The organism is Actinocrispum wychmicini (genome assembly GCF_004345645.1).
Lineage (GTDB): Bacteria > Actinomycetota > Actinomycetes > Mycobacteriales > Pseudonocardiaceae > Kibdelosporangium > Kibdelosporangium wychmicini.
In genome coordinates this window covers 1,452,215-1,470,238 of record NZ_SLWS01000001.1, presented here as the reverse complement: position 1 = coordinate 1,470,238, position 18,024 = coordinate 1,452,215, and the positions used below count along the sequence as shown (strand labels likewise).

Annotated in this window: 23 protein-coding genes; 11 read left to right on the top strand and 12 right to left on the bottom strand. The window is 69.2% G+C overall.

Going from position 1 to position 18,024, the window contains the following annotated elements; genetic code table 11:
- Positions 1-43: 43 nt before the first annotated feature.
- On the top strand, positions 44-457 hold the full coding sequence (locus EV192_RS07465) for a DUF4259 domain-containing protein (protein ID WP_132112321.1): 414 nt from the start codon (positions 44-46) through the stop codon (positions 455-457).
- On the opposite strand, the gene EV192_RS07460 is transcribed toward EV192_RS07465, so the two are convergent.
- The 3 genes from EV192_RS07460 to EV192_RS07450 all read right to left on the bottom strand — a co-directional run bounded on the left by EV192_RS07460 (position 447) and on the right by EV192_RS07450 (position 2,417).
- Positions 447-1,109 carry a tRNA-dependent cyclodipeptide synthase gene (locus EV192_RS07460; RefSeq protein ID WP_132112319.1) on the bottom strand — a complete coding sequence of 221 codons (663 nt, stop codon included), beginning with the start codon at positions 1,107-1,109 and terminating at the stop codon, positions 447-449. The genes EV192_RS07465 and EV192_RS07460 overlap by 11 nt on opposite strands.
- Before the next feature lie 109 nt (positions 1,110-1,218).
- The gene (locus EV192_RS07455; protein ID WP_132112317.1) at positions 1,219-1,917 is read right to left on the bottom strand and encodes a S1 family peptidase; all 699 of its coding nucleotides are present in this window, start codon (positions 1,915-1,917) and stop codon (positions 1,219-1,221) included.
- A 101-nt stretch (positions 1,918-2,018) separates the two neighbouring features.
- Complete coding sequence (locus EV192_RS07450; protein ID WP_132112314.1) at positions 2,019-2,417, bottom strand: hypothetical protein; 399 nt, start codon at positions 2,415-2,417, stop codon at positions 2,019-2,021.
- A 288-nt stretch (positions 2,418-2,705) separates the two neighbouring features.
- On the opposite strand from EV192_RS07450, the gene EV192_RS07445 reads away from it, so the two are divergent.
- On the top strand, positions 2,706-3,629 hold the full coding sequence (locus tag EV192_RS07445; protein WP_132112312.1) for a diacylglycerol/lipid kinase family protein: 924 nt from the start codon (positions 2,706-2,708) through the stop codon (positions 3,627-3,629).
- 212 nt (positions 3,630-3,841) lie between these two features.
- Positions 3,842-4,096 (top strand): WhiB family transcriptional regulator, encoded by a 255-nt coding sequence (locus EV192_RS07440; RefSeq protein WP_132112310.1) that lies wholly within the window; start codon positions 3,842-3,844, stop codon positions 4,094-4,096.
- 77 nt (positions 4,097-4,173) lie between these two features.
- Here EV192_RS07440 and EV192_RS07435 read toward each other — a convergent pair whose 3' ends face one another.
- Positions 4,174-5,682: a sensor histidine kinase gene (locus tag EV192_RS07435; RefSeq protein WP_132112308.1), complete on the bottom strand. Its 1,509-nt coding sequence runs from the start codon at positions 5,680-5,682 to the stop codon at positions 4,174-4,176.
- Between the two features lie 98 nt (positions 5,683-5,780).
- On the opposite strand from EV192_RS07435, the gene EV192_RS57305 reads away from it, so the two are divergent.
- Positions 5,781-5,855 (top strand): 50S ribosomal protein bL37, encoded by a 75-nt coding sequence (locus tag EV192_RS57305; protein ID WP_372448383.1) that lies wholly within the window; start codon positions 5,781-5,783, stop codon positions 5,853-5,855.
- 37 nt (positions 5,856-5,892) lie between these two features.
- Here EV192_RS57305 and rsrA read toward each other — a convergent pair whose 3' ends face one another.
- Both rsrA and EV192_RS07425 read right to left on the bottom strand, forming a co-directional pair.
- Positions 5,893-6,201 (bottom strand): mycothiol system anti-sigma-R factor, encoded by a 309-nt coding sequence (gene rsrA / locus EV192_RS07430; protein WP_132112306.1) that lies wholly within the window; start codon positions 6,199-6,201, stop codon positions 5,893-5,895.
- Positions 6,198-6,824 (bottom strand): sigma-70 family RNA polymerase sigma factor, encoded by a 627-nt coding sequence (locus tag EV192_RS07425; protein WP_243726676.1) that lies wholly within the window; start codon positions 6,822-6,824, stop codon positions 6,198-6,200. The genes rsrA and EV192_RS07425 overlap by 4 nt, the downstream gene beginning before the upstream one ends.
- A gap of 180 nt (positions 6,825-7,004) precedes the next feature.
- Here EV192_RS07425 and ybaK point away from each other — a divergent pair, with 180 nt between their 5' ends.
- From ybaK to EV192_RS07410, 3 genes are all read left to right on the top strand, one after another.
- Complete coding sequence (ybaK, locus tag EV192_RS07420) at positions 7,005-7,484, top strand: Cys-tRNA(Pro) deacylase (RefSeq protein ID WP_132112304.1); 480 nt, start codon at positions 7,005-7,007, stop codon at positions 7,482-7,484.
- A gap of 64 nt (positions 7,485-7,548) precedes the next feature.
- Positions 7,549-7,962, top strand: coding sequence for an SRPBCC family protein (locus EV192_RS07415; RefSeq protein WP_132112301.1), 414 nt, complete (start codon positions 7,549-7,551; stop codon positions 7,960-7,962).
- Positions 7,932-8,384 carry a MarR family winged helix-turn-helix transcriptional regulator gene (locus EV192_RS07410; RefSeq protein ID WP_132112299.1) on the top strand — a complete coding sequence of 151 codons (453 nt, stop codon included), beginning with the start codon at positions 7,932-7,934 and terminating at the stop codon, positions 8,382-8,384. The genes EV192_RS07415 and EV192_RS07410 overlap by 31 nt, the downstream gene beginning before the upstream one ends.
- Positions 8,385-8,417: 33 nt before the next feature.
- Here the strand turns inward: EV192_RS07410 and EV192_RS07405 are convergent, their stop codons facing one another.
- Positions 8,418-9,014, bottom strand: coding sequence for a DUF2867 domain-containing protein (locus EV192_RS07405; RefSeq protein ID WP_132112297.1), 597 nt, complete (start codon positions 9,012-9,014; stop codon positions 8,418-8,420).
- A 119-nt stretch (positions 9,015-9,133) separates the two neighbouring features.
- On the opposite strand from EV192_RS07405, the gene EV192_RS07400 reads away from it, so the two are divergent.
- The gene (locus tag EV192_RS07400; RefSeq protein WP_341770845.1) at positions 9,134-9,748 is read left to right on the top strand and encodes a TetR/AcrR family transcriptional regulator; all 615 of its coding nucleotides are present in this window, start codon (positions 9,134-9,136) and stop codon (positions 9,746-9,748) included.
- On the opposite strand, the gene EV192_RS07395 is transcribed toward EV192_RS07400, so the two are convergent.
- Together EV192_RS07395 and EV192_RS07390 are read right to left on the bottom strand one after the other, a co-directional pair.
- A complete protein-coding gene (locus EV192_RS07395; protein WP_132112295.1) occupies positions 9,675-10,286 on the bottom strand; it encodes an alpha/beta hydrolase family protein in 612 nt (203 codons plus the stop codon). The two genes, EV192_RS07400 and EV192_RS07395, sit on opposite strands and share 74 nt — an antisense overlap.
- A gap of 10 nt (positions 10,287-10,296) precedes the next feature.
- Entirely contained in the window at positions 10,297-11,052 is a 756-nt protein-coding gene (locus EV192_RS07390) for an SOS response-associated peptidase (protein ID WP_132112293.1), read from the bottom strand.
- An 86-nt stretch (positions 11,053-11,138) separates the two neighbouring features.
- Here EV192_RS07390 and aroA point away from each other — a divergent pair, with 86 nt between their 5' ends.
- The 3 genes from aroA to EV192_RS07375 all read left to right on the top strand — a co-directional run bounded on the left by aroA (position 11,139) and on the right by EV192_RS07375 (position 14,420).
- Positions 11,139-12,440, top strand: coding sequence for a 3-phosphoshikimate 1-carboxyvinyltransferase (gene aroA / locus EV192_RS07385; RefSeq protein WP_132112291.1), 1,302 nt, complete (start codon positions 11,139-11,141; stop codon positions 12,438-12,440).
- Between the two features lies 1 nt (position 12,441).
- The gene (gene rsgA, locus EV192_RS07380; RefSeq protein ID WP_132112289.1) at positions 12,442-13,470 is read left to right on the top strand and encodes a ribosome small subunit-dependent GTPase A; all 1,029 of its coding nucleotides are present in this window, start codon (positions 12,442-12,444) and stop codon (positions 13,468-13,470) included.
- Between the two features lie 83 nt (positions 13,471-13,553).
- Positions 13,554-14,420 carry an SCO4651 family lipoprotein gene (locus tag EV192_RS07375; RefSeq protein WP_132112287.1) on the top strand — a complete coding sequence of 289 codons (867 nt, stop codon included), beginning with the start codon at positions 13,554-13,556 and terminating at the stop codon, positions 14,418-14,420.
- 51 nt (positions 14,421-14,471) lie between these two features.
- On the opposite strand, the gene pruA is transcribed toward EV192_RS07375, so the two are convergent.
- The 3 genes from pruA to EV192_RS07360 are packed head-to-tail and all read right to left on the bottom strand — an operon-like array spanning position 14,472 to position 18,010.
- A complete protein-coding gene (gene pruA / locus EV192_RS07370) occupies positions 14,472-16,100 on the bottom strand; it encodes an L-glutamate gamma-semialdehyde dehydrogenase (RefSeq protein ID WP_132112285.1) in 1,629 nt (542 codons plus the stop codon).
- Between the two features lie 2 nt (positions 16,101-16,102).
- A complete protein-coding gene (locus EV192_RS07365) occupies positions 16,103-16,594 on the bottom strand; it encodes a DUF6912 family protein (RefSeq protein WP_207925901.1) in 492 nt (163 codons plus the stop codon).
- A 3-nt stretch (positions 16,595-16,597) separates the two neighbouring features.
- Positions 16,598-18,010: a WS/DGAT/MGAT family O-acyltransferase gene (locus EV192_RS07360; RefSeq protein WP_132112283.1), complete on the bottom strand. Its 1,413-nt coding sequence runs from the start codon at positions 18,008-18,010 to the stop codon at positions 16,598-16,600.
- Between the last annotated feature and the right edge of the window lie 14 nt (positions 18,011-18,024).

Here is an 18,024-nt window from a genome sequence, read left to right as displayed (position 1 = left end):
GTAAGTTCCGCTCGCACAATCACCACTTTCGAGGAGCAGTCCGATGGGTACCTGGGACAAGGGTGCTTTCGACAACGACGACGCCGCCGACTTCAGCGGGGACCTGGATGACGCCGAGCCGGGCGCCCGGGTGCGGCTGATCCGGGAGGCGCTCACCGCGGCCGCGGACAACGCGGACTACCTGGAGGCCCCTGAGGCGTTCCAGGCGATCGCCGCGGCCGCCGTCGTGGCCTCGCAGCAGCCGGACGGTCCCGAGGTGGATTCCGTGTACGGACCGAGCTTCCTGTCCGACGGCGATTCCTTGGACCTGCCGGACGAACTGGTGGAACTGTCGCTGCGGGCGATCGCGCGCGTGTTGGACGAGGAGTCCGAGTGGCGCGAGCAGTGGGAGGAGGCCGAGGAGTTGACCGAGGCCATCGCCGCGCTCGAACCTATCCGGGCGGCCCTCAACCGTTAGTCCGCACCATCAGGTAGCCCTGGTTGGCGGACGGGGCCAGCCAGCCAGGCGCGGTCCGCAGTACGTCGGCGAACGCCAGCACCCGGTGGTACGCGCAGAGCGACTCCGCGACACCGAGGATCGACGGGGTGTCCATGCCGATCGGCAACTCGTTCAGGAAGTACTCACTGGCCGTGATCACCTGTTGCTCGGTGGGGGTCTCACCACGGTGGCGCAGGTAGTCACGGGACACCGCGAGGCAGGACGCGCGGAACCGTGGGTCGTCGTCGAACGCGGTCCGCACCAGCCCGCGAAGCCGGGTGTAGCCGGGGTTGCGTTCGAGGTCGTCCCAGCCCAGCAGCAGGCTGTCCGGGTCGGCCGCGCCGGCGTCCACCAGTGCCCGGCGCACCCGGTTGCGGGCCAGCCTCGATTCCTGGTCGACCTTGGCCCGCGCGCGCTCGGCTGGGTATCCCAACGCCATCAACGTGTGCGCGCTCGGCCGGTCGGCGACGAGGAAATGCACGGAGTCGAACCGCACGAGCGCCCAGGCGGCCAGCTCGGCCAGCCGTACGGCGGAGAAGAAGCTGTTGAACAGGCTCACCCCGAACAGCATGTGTCTGCCGCCGGCGAGCAGCCGCTGGCAGTTCGGGGACGCGGCGACCGCCTCACACATACCATCCACAATGGACCACGCGACCCCGACTACACGAGTCCCGCATCGGGTGATCTCCGCCGGGGCGGGCCGGTCGCGGAATTCGACCGGCCCGTCCGGGCAACCCGCGTCAGACTCCGGCCACCGACCGGATCCACGCACGCTGCTGGGTGATGTTGTTGTACGCGGTGGTCGTCGCACGGTCACTTGTGGACGCGACGCCGACCTGGCGCCCGGAGGCGAACATCGGGCCGCCCGAGTCGCCGCCGGCCGTGATTCCGTTGCCACGGCGTGCGCACACGGCCAAAGCACCGGCGAAGTCACGGCAGGACACCGAAGTCACGGTCACGCTCGCGACCTTCAGCACCCGCGACTGGCAGTTGATCTCCGGCTGGTTGGTGCACGTCGCACCCCAGCCGTAGACCTGCGCGGTCTGGCCGACCCGCACGTCGGCCGTGGTGCCGAGCGGCGAGAACGTGGCCTGCACAGCCCGGTCCAGCCGGACGATCGCGATGTCCGCGGACGGATTGCGGGTGATCGTGGTGCCCGTGGCGACCGTGCCGCCGGTGGTCTGGTCCAGGCTGCCGATCCGGAACGTGTACGTGCCCGCTCCGGACACGCAGTGCTTGGCGGTGAGGATGAACTGTGGCGCGATGATCGTCGCGGAACAGTTCTGCCGTCCGTTGACGAACAGGCGCGCGGCCCATGGCGCGTTGGACGCGGTGCCGCCGCCGATGATCGCCGGCGCGGAGTCCGCGGCCGTGGCGGCCGGCGCCACAGCGGTCAGGACGGCCACTGCGGACATGACTGTGCCAAGGACGTACTTCATACGGATCACTCGATTCCGCGGCCCGTGGGCCGCCACAGGGTGGAATCAGGGACGTCCGTAGGGTCGCCCGTCCGAGTGATCGCTAGTAACCGACAAAAGTACTATTTCGCATCTTCTTGGGCGTATCCGTCAGCCCATGCCCGCGACGGCGCCCGGAACAGCAGCACCAGCACGGCGACGCACACCATGGCGACCGGCACGCCGAGTTCCGGCCGGTCGGACGGGCCCATGGCGTACCACGCCACGCCGAGCAGCAGGATCTGCACGGCCGTCGACGGGCCCCGCGCCCAGCGTTTGCCGAGCAGCAGGCCGATCCCGCAGGCGATCACGCCGCCGAAGATGACCGTGAAGTAGCCGGCTTCGCCGTAGATGTTGCGACCCGGCCCGGAACTGCCTGCGACCAGCAGGACGATGGCGAACACGACACCGGCGGCGCCCTCGGCGGCGACGAACACGCCGGCCGCTCTGACCGTGCCAGGCACGGCGGATTTGGTGGTCACGGAGAAACTTCCTGGTTGATGCAGGGTTGTGACTTTCGGTACGTGGTAACCGATCGTATGCCACCCAATCAGCCGGTCCCATCGCACCGGGATTCGAGCGATGATCCCTACAACGTCGTTGTCGAGCGGATCGGTCGTCCGGGTGCACTCGTCGCGACAGCCAGATGTCATGACGAAGGGGAGCACGGTCACAGGCCGGCACGAACCGACTCGGATGGGTTACCCCATGCCCCTCGATCGATACCCGTGCTGGACAGGTCCGTCTACGCACTGTTTTACGCTGCAGTAATGCGCGCAGTGCTGGTGGTGAACCCTCAGGCGACGGCGACCACGCCGGCCGGGCGGGACGTGCTTGCCCACGCCCTGGCCAGCGAGGTCAAGCTGGACGTCATCGAGACCGACTACCGGGGCCACGCGATGGCCGCGGCGGCCCGTGCCGCCGAGGAAGGCGTCGACCTGGTCGTCGCGCACGGCGGCGACGGCACCGTCAACGAGGTCGTGAACGGCCTGCTCACCAAGGACCAGGGGCACCGGCCGATGCTCGGTGTCGTGCCCGGCGGCTCGGCGAACGTGTTCGCCCGCGCCCTCGGCCTGCCGCGCAACCCGGTCGAGGCGACCCATGTCCTGTTGACCGCGCTGGAGGAAGGCCGCAGCCGCACGGTCGGGCTCGGCCGGGCGTCCTGGGGGACCGACAGCCGGTACTTCACGTTCAACGCCGGGGTCGGCTGGGACGCCGACGTGGTGGCCGGCGTGGACCGGCGGCGGGGCAAGGAGACCAGCCCGTGGCTGTACGCGCGGATCGCCGTGGCCACGTACTTCAAACCGGCCAACGGCCAGCCGCAGCTGCAGATCGAACTGCCCGGCGAACAGCCGCACAACGGCATGCGGATGGCGTTCGTGTCGAACACCGACCCGTGGTCCTACCTGGGCAATCGCCCGGTGCACCTGAACGCGGGCACCACGTTCGACGGCGGCCTCGGCCTGTACTCGCTGAGCACGCTTCGGATGCCGACGGTTCTGCGTGCGGTCCGGCAGGCCGTGTCCAAACGTGGAAACCAGCGCGGCGGGAAGCTTCTGCGGCGCGATGATGTTGAGCAGATCAGGGTCACCGCCGAGGAGCCGGTTCGCCTCCAGGTGGACGGTGACCTGTACGGCGAGCGGACAAACGTCGAGTTCACGTCGGTTCCGAAGGCATTGACGGTTGCCATCTGACCGACCGGGTACTTGAGATACCGGGCGTGTGACACGAGGTCACGCAACGTCCGGAGATACATCGCGACGTCGATCTTTTGGGTGAGTTCACTCACCGGACTGCAGAAGACCTCTTGACATCCGGCTGGTTCGTGAAAGCATTCACAAGCACCCCGACGACCGAATGACATCGACTGGCGCGACGAAGCGCGCCTGGCAAGGAGCTAGGAACAATGGACTGGCGCCACCGCGCGGCCTGCCGTGACGAGGACCCTGAGCTGTTCTTCCCAGTTGGAAACAGTGGTCCCGCGCTGCTGCAGATAGCCGAGGCGAAGGGCGTTTGCCACCGCTGCCCCGCGACCTCCTCGTGCCTGTCCTGGGCCCTCGAAAGTGGCCAGGACGCAGGCGTTTGGGGCGGAATGAGCGAGGACGAGCGCCGTGCCCTGAAGCGGCGCAACGCTCGCACCCGGGCGCGCAGCAACGCCTGAGGCTCTGCGAATACCCGCGTAACACAAGCACCTGAAGGCCCTGTCCCCCATCGGTCGGGACAGGGCCTTTGGGTTTTCTACCGGCGGTGTGAAAGTGGGACCCGAAGAACCGCTTCGGTGCCACGCGGTTGCCGCCGCCGCAACGAAAGAGATCCACGAAGTTCGGATTCGACAAGCGTCCGAACGATCTGCAGCCCCAAACCGTCGGTGCGTTCCAACGAGAATCCGCGCGGCAGACCGCGGCCGTCGTCGGAGATGGCGACATCCAGCCACCGCGCCGAGCGGTCCGCCGAGATGGTGACCTCACCGCCCTGACCGGCCGGAAACGCGTGTTCCACCGCGTTCTGCGCGAGCTCCGACACCACCATCACCAACGGCGTGGCCAGTTCGGCGGACACGATCCCGAACTGCCCGACCCGCCGCACCTTCACGTGCGACTCGGCCACCGCGACGTCGCCGACGACCGGGATCACCTTGTCCAACAACTTGTCCAGGTCGACGCGCTCGTCCACGGACATCGACAGCGTCTCGTGCACCATCGCGATCGCCGCGACCCGCCGCACGGACTCCGCGAGCGCGGCCTTGGCCTCGGCACTGTTCGTCCGCCGGGATTGCAGACGCAGCAACGCGGCCACGGTCTGCAGGTTGTTCTTGACGCGATGGTGGATCTCCCGGATCGTCGCGTCCTTGCTCAACAACGCCCGGTCCCGGCGTTTCACCTCGGTCACGTCCCGGACCAGCACCAGTGCGCCGGCCGGATTGTCCAAGGGACGCAAGGGAAGCGCCCGGAACAGCACGACCGCCCCACGGCGCGACTCCGCCTCGGTCCGCATGCTCGGCTGCCCGTCGACCGCGGCGAGCACGCGCTGCGCGACCTCGGTCGCGTCGAACGGATCCGCGATCAGCGACCGGGTCAACGGCGCCAGCCGCATGCCGACGAGGTCCGCCGCGTGCCCCATCCGGTGGTACGCCGACAAAGCGTTCGGGCTCGCGAAGATCACCGCGCCGTTCGCGTCGACCCTGATGAGCCCGTCGCCGACGCGCGGGCTGGTGTGCACGTCCGCGGTCGGCTCCATCGACGGGAACGTGCCGTCCGCGACCATCTGGCACAGGTCGCCGGCGCTGCCCAGGTACGCGATCTCCAGCGGGCTCGGCACCCGCGGCACAGCCAGGTTCGTCTCCCGGGACAGCACGCCGATGACGTCGCCGTCGTAGACCACGGGGATCGTCTCCCGGCGCACCGGCACCCCGAGGTACCAGTGCGGATCCTCCTCACGGCAGATCCGCCGCTCCACCACCGCGCGCCGCAGCTGCGGGTGGTCGGTCACCTTGATGAACGTGCCGACGACGTCTTCCGGGTGGGCTGTCGGCGCCGTGGTGGGCCGGGCGTGCGCGACGCACAGGAACTCGCCGTCCAGGTGGTCGCCTTCGCCGTCCAGGTCCTGCACGTACGGCACCCACAGCAGGAAGTCCGCGAACGACAGGTCGGACAGCAGCTGCCACTCCGCGACCACCTTCTGCAGGTGATCGACCGCACCCCCGGGCAGGCCGGTGTGCTCGGCCAGCAGGTCAGCGAGTGTCGACACCGTTCCCTCCACCCCGACTAGATCCAACCATGGTCCAGGCCCGCCCGGCGGACCTGTCACAATGAGGTGAACAAGTACCGCAGTAGTAGGAGACTCGCATGTCGAAGCGCGCTCGCAAGCGTCGCGACCGTAAAAAGGGTGGCGCGAACCACGGCAACCGCCCGAACAGCTGACCGAGACGAAGCCCCCGGCAGAGCCTGGGGGCTTCGTTCATTCAGTCAGTTCCACCTGCACGGTGGTGGTCTCCACGGTGACGCCGCCCTGCTCCACCACGGTCCGGCGGATCTGGGCGCGCAGCCGCTCCTTGAACTCGGTGGACGCGTGGTCACCGCCGCACTTCTTGGCCAGCAGCGCCTTCAGGTGCTCGTCGAGGCCGTATTCCTGCAGGCACGGGTTGCATTCGTCGAGGTGCTGCCGAAGCAGCTCCTTGCGGTCTCCGTCGCACTCACCGTCCAGGAACAGCCACACCTCGTTGAGGACTTCGGAGCAGTCCGTCTCGTGGTGGTCTCCGCAGCTCACGACCCCGCCACCTCCGCCGCGCCGGACTTGAGGAATCCCCGCTCCTTCGCGACGTCGGACAGCATGTCGCGGAGCTGGCGGCGGCCGCGGTGCAGTCGCGACATCACGGTCCCGATCGGGGTGCCCATGATCTCGGCGATCTCCTTGTAAGCGAATCCCTCGACGTCGGCGAGGTACACCGCGAGCCTGAACTCTTCCGGCAGCCGCTGCAAGGCCTGCTTCACATCGTCGTCCGGCAGGTTGTCCATCGCCTCGACCTCGGCCGACCGCAGCCCGCTCGACGTGTGCGACTCGGCCTGCGCGAGCTGCCAGTCCGTGATCTCGTCGGTCGGCTGCTGCAGCGGCTGGCGCTGCCGCTTGCGATAGCCGTTGATGTAGGTGTTGGTGAGGATCCGGTACAGCCACGCCTTGAGGTTCGTGCCCTCGGAGAACGACGCGAACGCGCCGAACGCCTTCAGGTACGTCTCCTGGACCAGGTCCTCGGCGTCCGCGGGGTTGCGGGTCATCCGCAGCGCGGCCGAGTACAGCTGGTCCAACATGGGCATGGCGTCCCGTTCGAACCGGGCGGCCCGCTCCTGCGCGCTCTCCGGTTCCTTGCTCACCTGGGTTTCGGTGCCCGGCACCAGACTCCCTTCCCACCGACCGGCGATCGTCCCGGTCGCTCGCGACACCTTCGAGGATACGCGGGGCGAAATCGGCCGAGTGGGCGCCTGCGCGCGCCGCGGCTTGGTCATCTGCTCGGTCAGCACACCGGGATAAACACGGTTGCGGGTGCTGTGATTCCCGACCGTAAGCTCCCCCACATGGCGGGTAAGGGCACTCCGGGCACGGCCTTGCTGGCGAAGCAGCGTGTGCCGCACACATTGCACTCCTACGAGCACGACCCACGGGCCGCGTCGTTCGGCCTGGAGGCGGCGCAGGCGCTGGAGCTGGAGCCGGCGCGGGTGTTCAAGACGCTGCTGGCGGACGTGGACGGCTCGTTGACGGTCGGCATCGTGCCGGTGACCGCCCAGCTCGACCTGAAGGCCCTGGCGAGCGCGGTCGGCGGGAAGAAGGCGCGGATGGCCGACGTCGCGGCCGCGGAACGGGCGACCGGGTACGTGGCCGGCGGAATCTCGCCGCTCGGCCAGCGCAAACGTCTGCCCACCGTGCTGGACACGTCCGCCATTGAGTTCGCCACGCTGTTCTGCTCGGCCGGACGACGTGGCCTTGAGGTCGAACTCGCACCGGACGACCTAGTCCGGCTGACGAACGCGGTCGTCGCCCCGATCGCGACCGCGTAACAGGCCCTTGCTTTGGTGTCGTGACACCACCTACTCTTGGTGTTGCGACACCAAGGAGGCGCTCATGTACGAGATCCGCGAGGAAGCCGTCATCAACGGCACGGTCCGGGACATTTGGGCGGTGGTCACCGATGTGGCGAACTGGCCGTCCTGGGACCCGCATGAGGAGGCGGCCCGGCTGGACGGCACGTTCGAGGTCGGCACCACCGGCTGGTCGAAGCCGCGCGGCGGGCCGGCCACCGACTGGACGATCACGGACGTGGTCCCACTCACCCGGTGGGCGTCCGAATGCGGCCTGCCGGGCGGGCGGATCACCGGCGTGAACACGTTCGAGCCGGTCGGCGACGGCCAGGTGCGGTGTACCAAGACCGTGCGGGTCACCGGGCCGCTCGTGCCGTTGTTCCGCCTCTACTTCGGCCGTGGGATGCGGAAGGACATGCTGAGGACATGGAAGGCACTCGAGGAGCAGGTGGCCTGAGCGGCCCGCTGGCCTCCCCCGGTTACTGGCTGCACCAGGCGGCGCTGGCGTGGAAGGCCGAACTCGACGGCCGGCTGCGGCGGCTCGGCCTGACGCACACCCAGTTCATCCTGCTGGCCACCGTGGGCTGGTTGGAGACCGTCGGCGGCGGCCCGCCCGGCCAGCAGGAGGTGGCGGACGGCGCGGGCACCGACCGCCAGATGACCTCCAGGGTGGTGCGCACGTTGGCCGACCATGGCCTGATCGCCCGCCTGGCACACCAGTCCAACGCCCGTTCGCTGCGCCTGACCCTCACTCCCCAGGGCCGCGAGCTGGCGCGCCAGGCGATCGTCATCGCGCAGGACGTGGACGCCAGGTTCTTCGGCGCCGACCCCGCGGGCATCCGCGACTCGTTGCGGGGCATCGCGGAGAAACGCGACTAGGTCGTGTTCGCGGTACCCAGCCAGCCCATTTAGTCACCGGGACACGTCCGCCCGTTCCCGCCACGCGCGCTCCCACTGCCGGGTCAGCGCCGGATAGACGACGAGGTAGCGGAAGGGGGCGATGGCGGCCATGTAGAGCCGGCCGAAGGTTCCGTTGGGTTTGACGAGGACGGTCATCAGCAGCTCGTAGTCGCCGTCGGTCCGCTGCGCCCAGCCGAGGTGCATCACGCCGTGCACGGTCTTGTTCGCCAGCTCACGGGCACACTCGGTGTCCAGTTCGTAGATCGTTTTGAGCGGTAGGTCGGCGCTGTCCAGGCCGCGCGGGGCGGTGCGGAGGTCGTCGGGCATTCGGTCGCGGAGCGAGGTGACTCTGCCGCCGACGCCGGTTGACGATTTGTCCCAGCCGAGGAGCGCGCCGAGCTTCCAGCGGGCCTCGAACAGCGACCGGATCCACCAGGGCTGTTTCGCGGGTGTCCCGGCCGCCCGCAGCGCGGCGAGCATCGCCGGGAAGTCGTGTGGTCCGGCTCCGGGGGTACGGAACGCCCAGACGTCCTCGATCCGGAAGTCCTCGGTGAATTCCTGGACGCGCCACGACCGCCCGGTGTAGGCACTCTTGTCGATTCGGGTCACGGTCCCCGGCCTCCTTGTATACGATGGCGTACAACGCGAGGCTAACGCCTGTTATACGGTGACGTATCACTCTTGGGAGGGAGACGCCTCGGTCGTCGGAGGGAGAGAGGAGGCACGTCGTGGGTTCGCTCCGGACACCGCGCGGCATGTGGATCGAGGAGGGACTGCGGGCGCTGGCCGCCGGCGGCCCGGACGCCGTCCGGGTCGAGGCGCTGGCCAAAGCGCTCGGCGTCACCAAAGGCGGCTTCTACGGCTACTTCACCGACCGTGGCGCGCTGCTGACGGCGATGCTGGACACCTGGGAACGGGAGAGCACCGACGAGGTGTTCGCGCGGATCGAGCGGGAGGGCGGCGACGCCCGCGCGAAGATCCGCCTGGCCGGCCAGCTGACCCTCTCGGAGCGCCTGCTGCCCATCGACCTGGCCGTGCGCGAGTGGGCCCGCCGCGACGACGACGTCGCCGAACGCCTGCGCCGGGTGGACAACCAGCGGATGGACCTGCTGCGCGAGATGATCGGCGTCTACTGCCCGGACCCGGACGAGGTCGAGGCCCGCAGCCTGCTCGCCTTCTGCGCGGCCATCGGCAGCCACTTCCTGGCCGCCGACCACCCCGGCGGCCGGACCCGCCGCGAGGTCGTCGCCCGCGCCGCCGACGTCGTCCTCAGTCCAATGGACGCAGCACCCGGGCCAGCCACTCCTGCACCGCCTGGCACACCCCTGGGACGTCGGCCTTGAGGCTGTGGTCGCCGGCCAGCAGCACGACTTCACGGTGGTGCGCGGGTTCCGGCCGGCCGAACGTGTCCTTCTCCCCCTGTACCACCAGAACAGGCACCTCGACGCCGTCCAGTTCGGGTTGCCGGGTCTTCTCCGGCTTTCCGGGCGGATGCAACGGGAAAGCCAGGCACAGCACGGCGACCGCGTCCCCCTCGGCCGCCGTCCGGCAGGCCACCCGGGCCCCGGAGGAACGGCCGCCGAACACCAACGGGAGCTCCGCGAACCACCGGTCTGCCAGGTCGTCCACGACCGCGAGCCACGCCTCGTCCAACTGTCCGGAAGGCGCGGGCGCACGCCGTCCGGCCACCCGGTAGGGCTGTTCGACGAGCGCCACATGCACCCCGGCGGCGGTGGCTCCACGCGTGGCGGCGACCAGGTCGGGCGCTCCGATACCGCCGCCCGCGCCATGACCGAGCAGCAGAGCCGCCCGCCCCTCGGCGGCACAGTGGAGTTCCGCGCGGGCCGGGCCGCGCGGGGTGTCGATCGTCTCCGTAGTCATCGGAACCGCGTCATTTCCGCTGGTCGAACAGTGCCGGCTCGCCCTGTTCGCGGAGCGGGTCGAGCAGGGACGGGTCGTTGTTCTTCACGCTGTTGACGGCCGTGGACACCGGCCGCAGTTCGAGCGCGGCCAGGAACTCCTCGGACGGCGGCACGATCAGCGCCGAGGCGTCCGTGGAGTCCGGGTCCAGCCAGGCGTTCCACGCGGACGGCGGCAGCAGGACCGGCATTCGGTCGTGGATCTCGGCCAGCTGCTCGACCGCGGGCATGGTCAGCACGGCGCAGGTGACCAACGGTTCGCTGTCCGGCTTCTGCTTGTCCCGCCACACCGTCCAGAGGCCGGCCATGGCGAGGCTGGCGCCGTCCTTGCGGGTGGTGAAGAACGGCTGTTTGACCTTGCCGTCGCGCTGCCACTCGTACCAGCCGTCGGCCGGCATGATGCACCGGCGGTTGGCCATGGACGTGCGGAAAGCCGGTTTGGTCGCGGCGCTCTCGGACCGGGCGTTGATCATCTTCGCGGCGATTCCGGCGTCCTTGGCCCACGCGGGCACCAGACCCCAGCGCATCACCCGCAGCGATCGCTCGGTCGTGGTCGGGTCCGGTTCGCCGGCCTCGTCACGCGGATGCCGTTGCACGACGGCCACGACGTTGCGTGTCGGCGCGACGTTGTAGTCCGGGCCGCTGATGGCGTCCTCTGTCGCGTCCAGCGCGTCGAACTCGGCCGCCAGCGTGGCCGGGTTCTTCGTGGACGCGTACCTGCCGCACAATTTCCCCACACCTTTCTACCCAAGTGTTACTCGAGATCGTGACACGCGCACGCGAGTGTGGCGAGTGCATGGGGGATCATCGACGCATGACTCAGGCATGGCTCGCTCCTGTCACCCGGACGCCAGTGAGGGCCACCGTGTCGATCCCGGGGTCCAAGTCGATCACCAACCGCGCGCTGATCCTGGCCGCCCTCGCCGACGGTCCGTCCGCATTGCGCGCCCCGCTGCGCAGCCGAGACACGCATCTCATGGCGGACGCCCTGCGTTCCCTAGGCGCGGGCATCGCCGACGAAGGTAATGACTGGCTTGTCACCCCGTCGACGCTACGCGGCCCGGCTGACGTCGACTGCGGGCTCGCCGGGACGGTCATGCGGTTCGTCCCGCCCGCGGCCGCGATCGCCGACGGCGAGATCCGGTTCGACGGCGACGAGTACGCGCGCGAGCGTCCGATGGGGACGATCCTGAACGCGTTGCGCGGCCTGGGCGCGGACATCACCGGCGACCGGCTTCCCTTCACGCTGGCCGGGAAAGGCGCGCTCGCTGGCGGCGAGGTGACCATCGACGCGTCGGCGTCGTCGCAGTTCGTGTCGGGCCTGTTGCTCTCCGGTTGCCGCTACGACAACGGTTTGACCGTGCGCCACGACGGCAAACCGGTGCCGTCCATGCCGCACATCGAGATGACCGTGCAGATGCTGCGCACGGCGGGCGTCGACGTGGACGACACCGAAGCCGACACGTGGCAGGTTCGGCCAGGACCGATCCACGGCCGCGAATGGGTCATCGAGCCGGATCTGTCCAACGCGACACCGTTTCTGGCCGCCGCCGCGGTCACTGGCGGCACGGTCACGGTCACCGGCTGGCCCGCCGAGACCACTCAGCCGGGCGACGCGATCCGGGAGATCCTCGCCAACATGGGTTGTGACGTCGAGTTGAGCACCGACGGACTGGCGATCCGCGGGCCAGGTCCGCGGCGGGGGTGGGAGCCCCCGCAGGGGGCTGGAACAACACTGTCCGGTGTGGACGTTGACCTGCACGAGGTCGGTGAGCTGACACCGACTGTCGCCGCGTTGGCCGCGCTCGCCGAAGGCCAGTCCGTGCTGCGTGGCATCGCCCACCTGCGTGGCCACGAGACCGACCGTCTCAAAGCCCTGGCCAACGAGCTGAACGCGCTCGGTGGGGACGTCGAGGAGACCGACGACGGCCTGGTGATCCGGCCGCGGCCGCTGCACGGCGGGCCGTGGGCCGCGTACGCCGACCACCGGATGGCCACCGCGGGCGCGATCCTCGGCCTGGTCGTCGACGGCGTCGAGGTGGACGACATCGGCTGCACCACCAAGACCATCCCGGACTTCCCAGGAATGTGGTCGGCGATGCTGGGCGGCAACTGACGTGCCCCCGCGGGACCGGCGCCGCGACTGGACCAAGCTCGACGAGACGGACGTACACGTCCGGCCGGGTCGCGGCACCAGGCCCCGCACCAAACGCCGACCGGAGCACGCGGACGCCGAGGCCGCGATGGTCGTCGGCAAGGACCGTGGCCGCTGGACGTGCGCGCTCGGGCATGACCCCAAGCAGCTCGTGGTCGCCATGCGGGCCCGTGAGCTCGGCCGGACCCCTGTCGTCGTCGGGGACACCGTCGACCTGGTCGGCGACACCAGCGGAAAGCCCGACACGCTGGCCCGGATCGTCCGGGTCGCCGAACGCACGAGCGTGCTGCGCCGGACCGCGGACGACACCGACCCGTTCGAGCGGGTCGTCGTGGCGAACGCGTCCCAACTGGTGATCGTGACCGCGTTGGCCGACCCGCCGCCACGCCGCGGGTTCATCGACCGCGCCCTGGTCGCGGCCTACGCCGGCGGCGTCGAGCCGATCCTGTGCCTGACCAAGTCGGACCTGGCCGGCCCGGCCGGGCTCGTCGCCGCGTACGCCGACCTGGACCTGCCGATCGTCGTCACCCGACAGGACGAGGAACCGGACGAGCTACGCGCGAAGCTGGCCGACCAGGTGTCCGCTTTGGTGGGGCACTCCGGGGTGGGCAAGTCGACATTGGTGAACAAGCTCGTGCCGGACGCCGACCGGGCCATCGGCGTGGTCAGCGGGGTTGGCAAGGGCCGGCACACGTCGGTGACCGCGGTGGCCCTCCCCCTGCCGGGGGGTGGTTGGGTGGTCGACACACCGGGTATCCGGTCGTTCGGCCTGGCGCACATCTCAGCGGACGACATCGTGCACAGTTTCCCGGAGTTCACCCAGGCCGCCGAGGAATGCCCGTCGATGTGCGGCCACCTCGGCCCGCCCGAGGACCCCGACTGCATGCTGGACACGGTGGTCGCCGACGGCGAGGCCACGAAAGGGCGACTGGAGTCACTGCGCCGTTTGCTAACGTCTCGGGCGGGGCTGGACGATTCAGTCCGGGGATGACGGAACCAGGACGTGCCCTGTCACGTCCAAGGAAGTAGCGTTGCGTTACCCATGAACCGCACTAGCTGGGGTGGGACAAGAAGATGCGAAAGACACTAGTCGCCGCGGCGGGCCTCGCGCTCGTGCTGACCGTGGCTGGATGTGGCACCAAGGAAAATGGCACCCCCGTCGCTGCGGACAACAACTCAGCGTCCACCGGTGGTGGCAGTGGCGGCGGACTGAAGATCTTCGGCAACACGCTGGATCTCGCCGGCGCGGTCAAGAACAACAACAAGGCCACCAGCGCCAAGATGTCCATCGACATGTCCGGCTCGGCCGGCAGCGCCGGTGCGATCAGCATGAAGGGCAGCGGCGCGTTCAAGGTGGACGGTTCGAACGTCGCCATGCAGATGTCGCTGGACATGTCCTCGCTCGGCACCATGGAGATGCGGATCGTCGACAAGGCGCTCTACATGAAGCTGCCGGCGAACCTGGCCGGTCAGGCCGGCATGTCAGCGGACAAGCCGTGGGTGAAGATCTCGGCGGACGGCACCGACCCGCTGTCGAAGACCCTCGGCCCGATGATCGAGAACATGAGCTCCAACTTCGACGTGTCCAAGCAGATGGAGCAGATCAAGGCCGCCGGCCAGATCACCAAGTCGGCCAAGGAGACCCTGGACGGCCAGGAGACCACGCACTACTGGATCACGGTCGACATGGCCAAGGCCGCGCAGTCGCTGCCCGACCCGGAGATGCGCAAGCTCGCCGAGCAGGCGGCCGGCACCGCCGGCATGAAGACCATCAACGAGGAGTTCTGGGTCAACGCCGACAACCTGCCCGTGCAGGTCGTCGTGGCGACCCCGATCGCCCAGGGCCAGTCCGCGAACGTGACGGTCAAGTACACCGACTGGGGACAGCCGGTGGACGTCCAGGCCCCGCCCGCCAGCCAGGTCGGCGAAATGCCCCGCTAAGTGCTTTGAAAGTCTGAGAAGGCCCCCGCTTCGCGGGGGCCTTTTCGCTGTTCAGCCCATGTGCGGATAGCCGTGCGACGTGGGTGGGACGAACGTCTCCTTGATGGACCGTGGGCTGATCCACCGTTGCAGGTTGAAGATCGAGCCCGCCTTGTCGTTGGTCCCGGACGCGCGGCTGCCGCCGAACGGCTGCTGACCGACCACGGCCCCGGTCGGCTTGTCGTTCACGTAGAAGTTGCCCGCGGTGAACCGCAGCGCCTGCTGGGCCTCCTCGACGGCGTGCCGGTCGGTCGCGAAGACCGCTCCGGTGAGGCCGTATGCGGTGGACGAATCGACGAGTTCGAGAACTTTCGGGTAGTCGGCGTCGTCGAACACGTGCACGGCGAGGATCGGGCCGAAGTACTCGGTGCGGAACACCTCGTGCGTCGGGTCGTCACCCACCAGGACCGTGGGCTGGACGAAGAAACCCTCGCTGTCGTCCGCGGTGCCGCCGGTGAGGACCTCAAGGGTGCCTTCGGCGTGGACACGTTCGAACAAGTCCGCGTGTTTGGCGAACGCGCGGTGGTCGATGACCGCGCCGCCGAAGTGCGAGAAGTCCGTGACATCCCCGTAGGTCAAGGACTTCGTGGTGTCCGCGAGCTGGTCACGCACGCCGCCCTCCCACACCGAGCGGGCGACGTACGCGCGGGACGCGGCCGAGCATTTCTGGCCCTGGTACTCGAAAGCGCCCCGGACGAGGCCGACTGACAGCGCGGCCGGGTCCGCCGAGGCGTGCGCGACCACGAAGTCCTTGCCGCCGGTCTCGCCGACGATCCTCGGATAGGCCCGGTAGGTGTCCAAATGCGACGCCATGGTCCGCCACAGGTACTTGAACGTCTTGGTGGACCCGGTGAAGTGCAGGCCGGCGAAGTCCGGGTCGGCGAGCGCGACCTCGCTGACCGCCGGCCCGTCGCCGGTCACCAGGTTGATCACGCCGGGCGGCAGGCCGGCCGCCTCCAGCAGCCGCATGGTGTGGTGCGCGGCCAGCGACTGGGTCACCGACGGCTTCCACACCACGGTGTTGCCCATCAGCGCGGGCGCGGTCGGCAGGTTCCCGGCGATCGCGGTGAAGTTGAACGGCGTGATGGCCACGACGAAGCCGTCCAGCGGCCGGTGGTCGAACCGGTTCCAGATGCCCGGACCGGACTCCGGCTGCTCGGCCAGCAGGCGGCGGGCGAAGGCGACGTTGAACCGCCAGAAGTCGATCAGCTCGCACGCGCTGTCGATCTCGGCCTGCTGCACGGACTTGGACTGGCCCAGGATGGTCGCCGCGTTCAACGTGTCCCGCCACGGCCCGGCCAGCAGGTCCGCGGCCCGCAACAGGATCGCGGCTCGTTCGTCGAACGGCAGCGCGCGCCACGCGGGCGCGGCGTCCTTGGCGGCCCGCACGGCGCCTGCCACGTCGTCGGGGGTGGCCTGGGCGGTCACGCCGAGCACGTGCGCCCGGTTGTGCGGCTGCACGACGTCCACCCGGTCGCCGCCGGCCATTCGCCGTGCCCCGCCGACAGTCTGGGTGAACTCGACCCGTTGACCCGCCAGTTCGGCCACCGCGGCGCTCAGCGAAGCCCGTTCGGGGCTGCCCGGCGAATAGCTCCGGATCGGCTCGTTCCGTGGTTCCGGCACGGCTGAGACAGCGTCCATATCTACATCAACTCCAGCAAGAAGGGGAGTTCCTGGGTGGCGTACCAGGCCAGGTCATGGTCCGCCACGTCACCCAGCACGAATTCCGCGTCCTCGTCGCCCATGTCGGCCGCGTCGACCACCAGCACCGCGGCGCGCACGGCCGGTTCGGCCTCGGCGGCGTCCACGTGGATCGACGCGATGTCCTTGACCACAACGGGTCCGGTGATCCGGACCACCGAGTTGTCCAGGTCAGGACGCGGGGCGGCAGTGTCCACATCGGCCGCGATCACCACGCGCCTGCGCATCGCGTCCGGGTCGTCGCCGATCAGCCGCAGCGAGGCGCGGGCGGCGTCCGCCATCGCCACGTACTCGAGGTCCTCGGCCGAACCGGTCGTGTACGCCTCACGCAGCGCCGGCGTCAGGGCGAAAGCCGTTCCGTTCAACGGTTTGAGCTCACCGGCCGCGTTCAGCTCGCGCAGCATCGTCACCGTGCCAGGGATGTAGACCCGCACAACTCACACCCTTACCGTCGAAAGCAGCTCTTCCAGTGACTCCTCGACCATCCGGGCCAGGTTGTCCACATCGGACATGGCACCCCGATCCCCGTTGAGTCCGAAGTAGACACCACCGTCGTACGAGGTGACCCCGATCGCCAGCGCCTGGTTGCGCACCAGCGGCACGACCGGGAACATCTCCATCATCTTCGCGTTCGCCGCGTACAGCGGCACCTGCGGCCCCGGCACGTTGGTGATCACCACGTTGAAGATCCGCCGGGAGAACGTGCCCGCGGCCCGCGCGCCCAGCGAATGCAGCGTCGGCGGCGCGAACCCACTCATCCGGCGCAACGCCCCCGCGGCGACCTTCCGCGCCGAGTCGTTGTACGCGCGCATCGCGTGGCTGACCTGATGCAGCCGCACCACCGCGTTCGGCTCGCCGACCGGCAGGTCGACGAGCTTGGCGGTCACCGTGTTGCCCAGCATGCCTGGGATTGTGGTGTCCGTTTCATCCTCGCGCACTGCGAGCGGCACCAATGCGCGCACGGTCGTGGACGATGTGACCGCTTGCCCTCTGGACAGCAGCCACGTCCGTAACGCCCCCGCGAGGGTCGCGAGCACGGCGTCGTTGACCGTGCAGCCGTGCTCGTTGCGTATCCCGCGGAAGTCCTCAAGGCTCGTCCGGGCGACCGCGAACCGCCGCTGCGGCGACACCTTGGCGTTCAACGGGCTGCTCGGCGCGGCACTCGCGGCCGTGCCGATCGCCGTGACCAGGCCACCAGCGGTGTCCGCCAGGCGCTGGACCACCGTGCTGGAGAAAATGTCGCCCGCCACCGACCTGGCGTTGTCCACCAGCTCACGGGGGCGCTGCACGGCGTCGCTCAACGCGTCCAGCACGAGCCGCCCCGCCGACGGGGTGCGTTTCGGCAGCCAGGCCGTGTCGCCGTCCTCACTGATGTGCGGCGTCGGATCCAGGATGATCTGGCCGATGTCGATCGTGCCGATCCCGTCGACCAGCGCCAGGTGGGTCTTGGTGACCAGGGCGAACCGCCCCCGAGCCAACCCCTCCACCAGATACGCCTCCCACAACGGCCTGGACGGGTCCAACGGCCGCGACATCAGCCGCCCGACCAACTCATGCAGTTGCTCGTCGCTGCCCGGCCGTGGCAGCGCTGAGCGGCGCACGTGGTACGTCAGGTCGAAGTCGGCGTCGTCCGCCCACACCGGCCTGGCCAGATGCCCCGGCACGGACAGCACCCGCTGCCGATACCGCGGCACCAGGTCCAGCCGACGCCCCAGAAGGTCGACAAGCTCGTCGTAGTCGAAGCCACCTCGCGGCCGCCGGAACACCGCGACGCCCCCGACGTGCATCGGCGTCGCCTGGTCCTCCAGGTAGATGAACGACGCGTCCACCGCGGACAGACGATCCGACATAGCCCGATCGTTCC

Bases quoted from the DNA above. Each gene is read 5' to 3' on its own strand.
- EV192_RS07465 (WP_132112321.1), top strand. From the start codon at position 44: ATGGGTACCTGGGACAAGGGTGCTTTCGACAACGACGACGCCGCCGAC.
- EV192_RS07460 (WP_132112319.1), bottom strand. From the start codon at position 1,109: ATGTGTGAGGCGGTCGCCGCGTCCCCGAACTGCCAGCGGCTGCTCGCC.
- EV192_RS07455 (WP_132112317.1), bottom strand. From the start codon at position 1,917: ATGAAGTACGTCCTTGGCACAGTCATGTCCGCAGTGGCCGTCCTGACC.
- EV192_RS07445 (WP_132112312.1), top strand. From the start codon at position 2,706: ATGCGCGCAGTGCTGGTGGTGAACCCTCAGGCGACGGCGACCACGCCG.
- EV192_RS07440 (WP_132112310.1), top strand. From the start codon at position 3,842: ATGGACTGGCGCCACCGCGCGGCCTGCCGTGACGAGGACCCTGAGCTG.
- ybaK (WP_132112304.1), top strand. From the start codon at position 7,005: ATGGCGGGTAAGGGCACTCCGGGCACGGCCTTGCTGGCGAAGCAGCGT.
- EV192_RS07415 (WP_132112301.1), top strand. From the start codon at position 7,549: ATGTACGAGATCCGCGAGGAAGCCGTCATCAACGGCACGGTCCGGGAC.
- EV192_RS07410 (WP_132112299.1), top strand. From the start codon at position 7,932: ATGGAAGGCACTCGAGGAGCAGGTGGCCTGAGCGGCCCGCTGGCCTCC.
- EV192_RS07395 (WP_132112295.1), bottom strand. From the start codon at position 10,286: ATGACTACGGAGACGATCGACACCCCGCGCGGCCCGGCCCGCGCGGAA.
- aroA (WP_132112291.1), top strand. From the start codon at position 11,139: ATGACTCAGGCATGGCTCGCTCCTGTCACCCGGACGCCAGTGAGGGCC.
- EV192_RS07375 (WP_132112287.1), top strand. From the start codon at position 13,554: ATGCGAAAGACACTAGTCGCCGCGGCGGGCCTCGCGCTCGTGCTGACC.
- pruA (WP_132112285.1), bottom strand. From the start codon at position 16,100: ATGGACGCTGTCTCAGCCGTGCCGGAACCACGGAACGAGCCGATCCGG.
- EV192_RS07360 (WP_132112283.1), bottom strand. From the start codon at position 18,010: ATGTCGGATCGTCTGTCCGCGGTGGACGCGTCGTTCATCTACCTGGAG.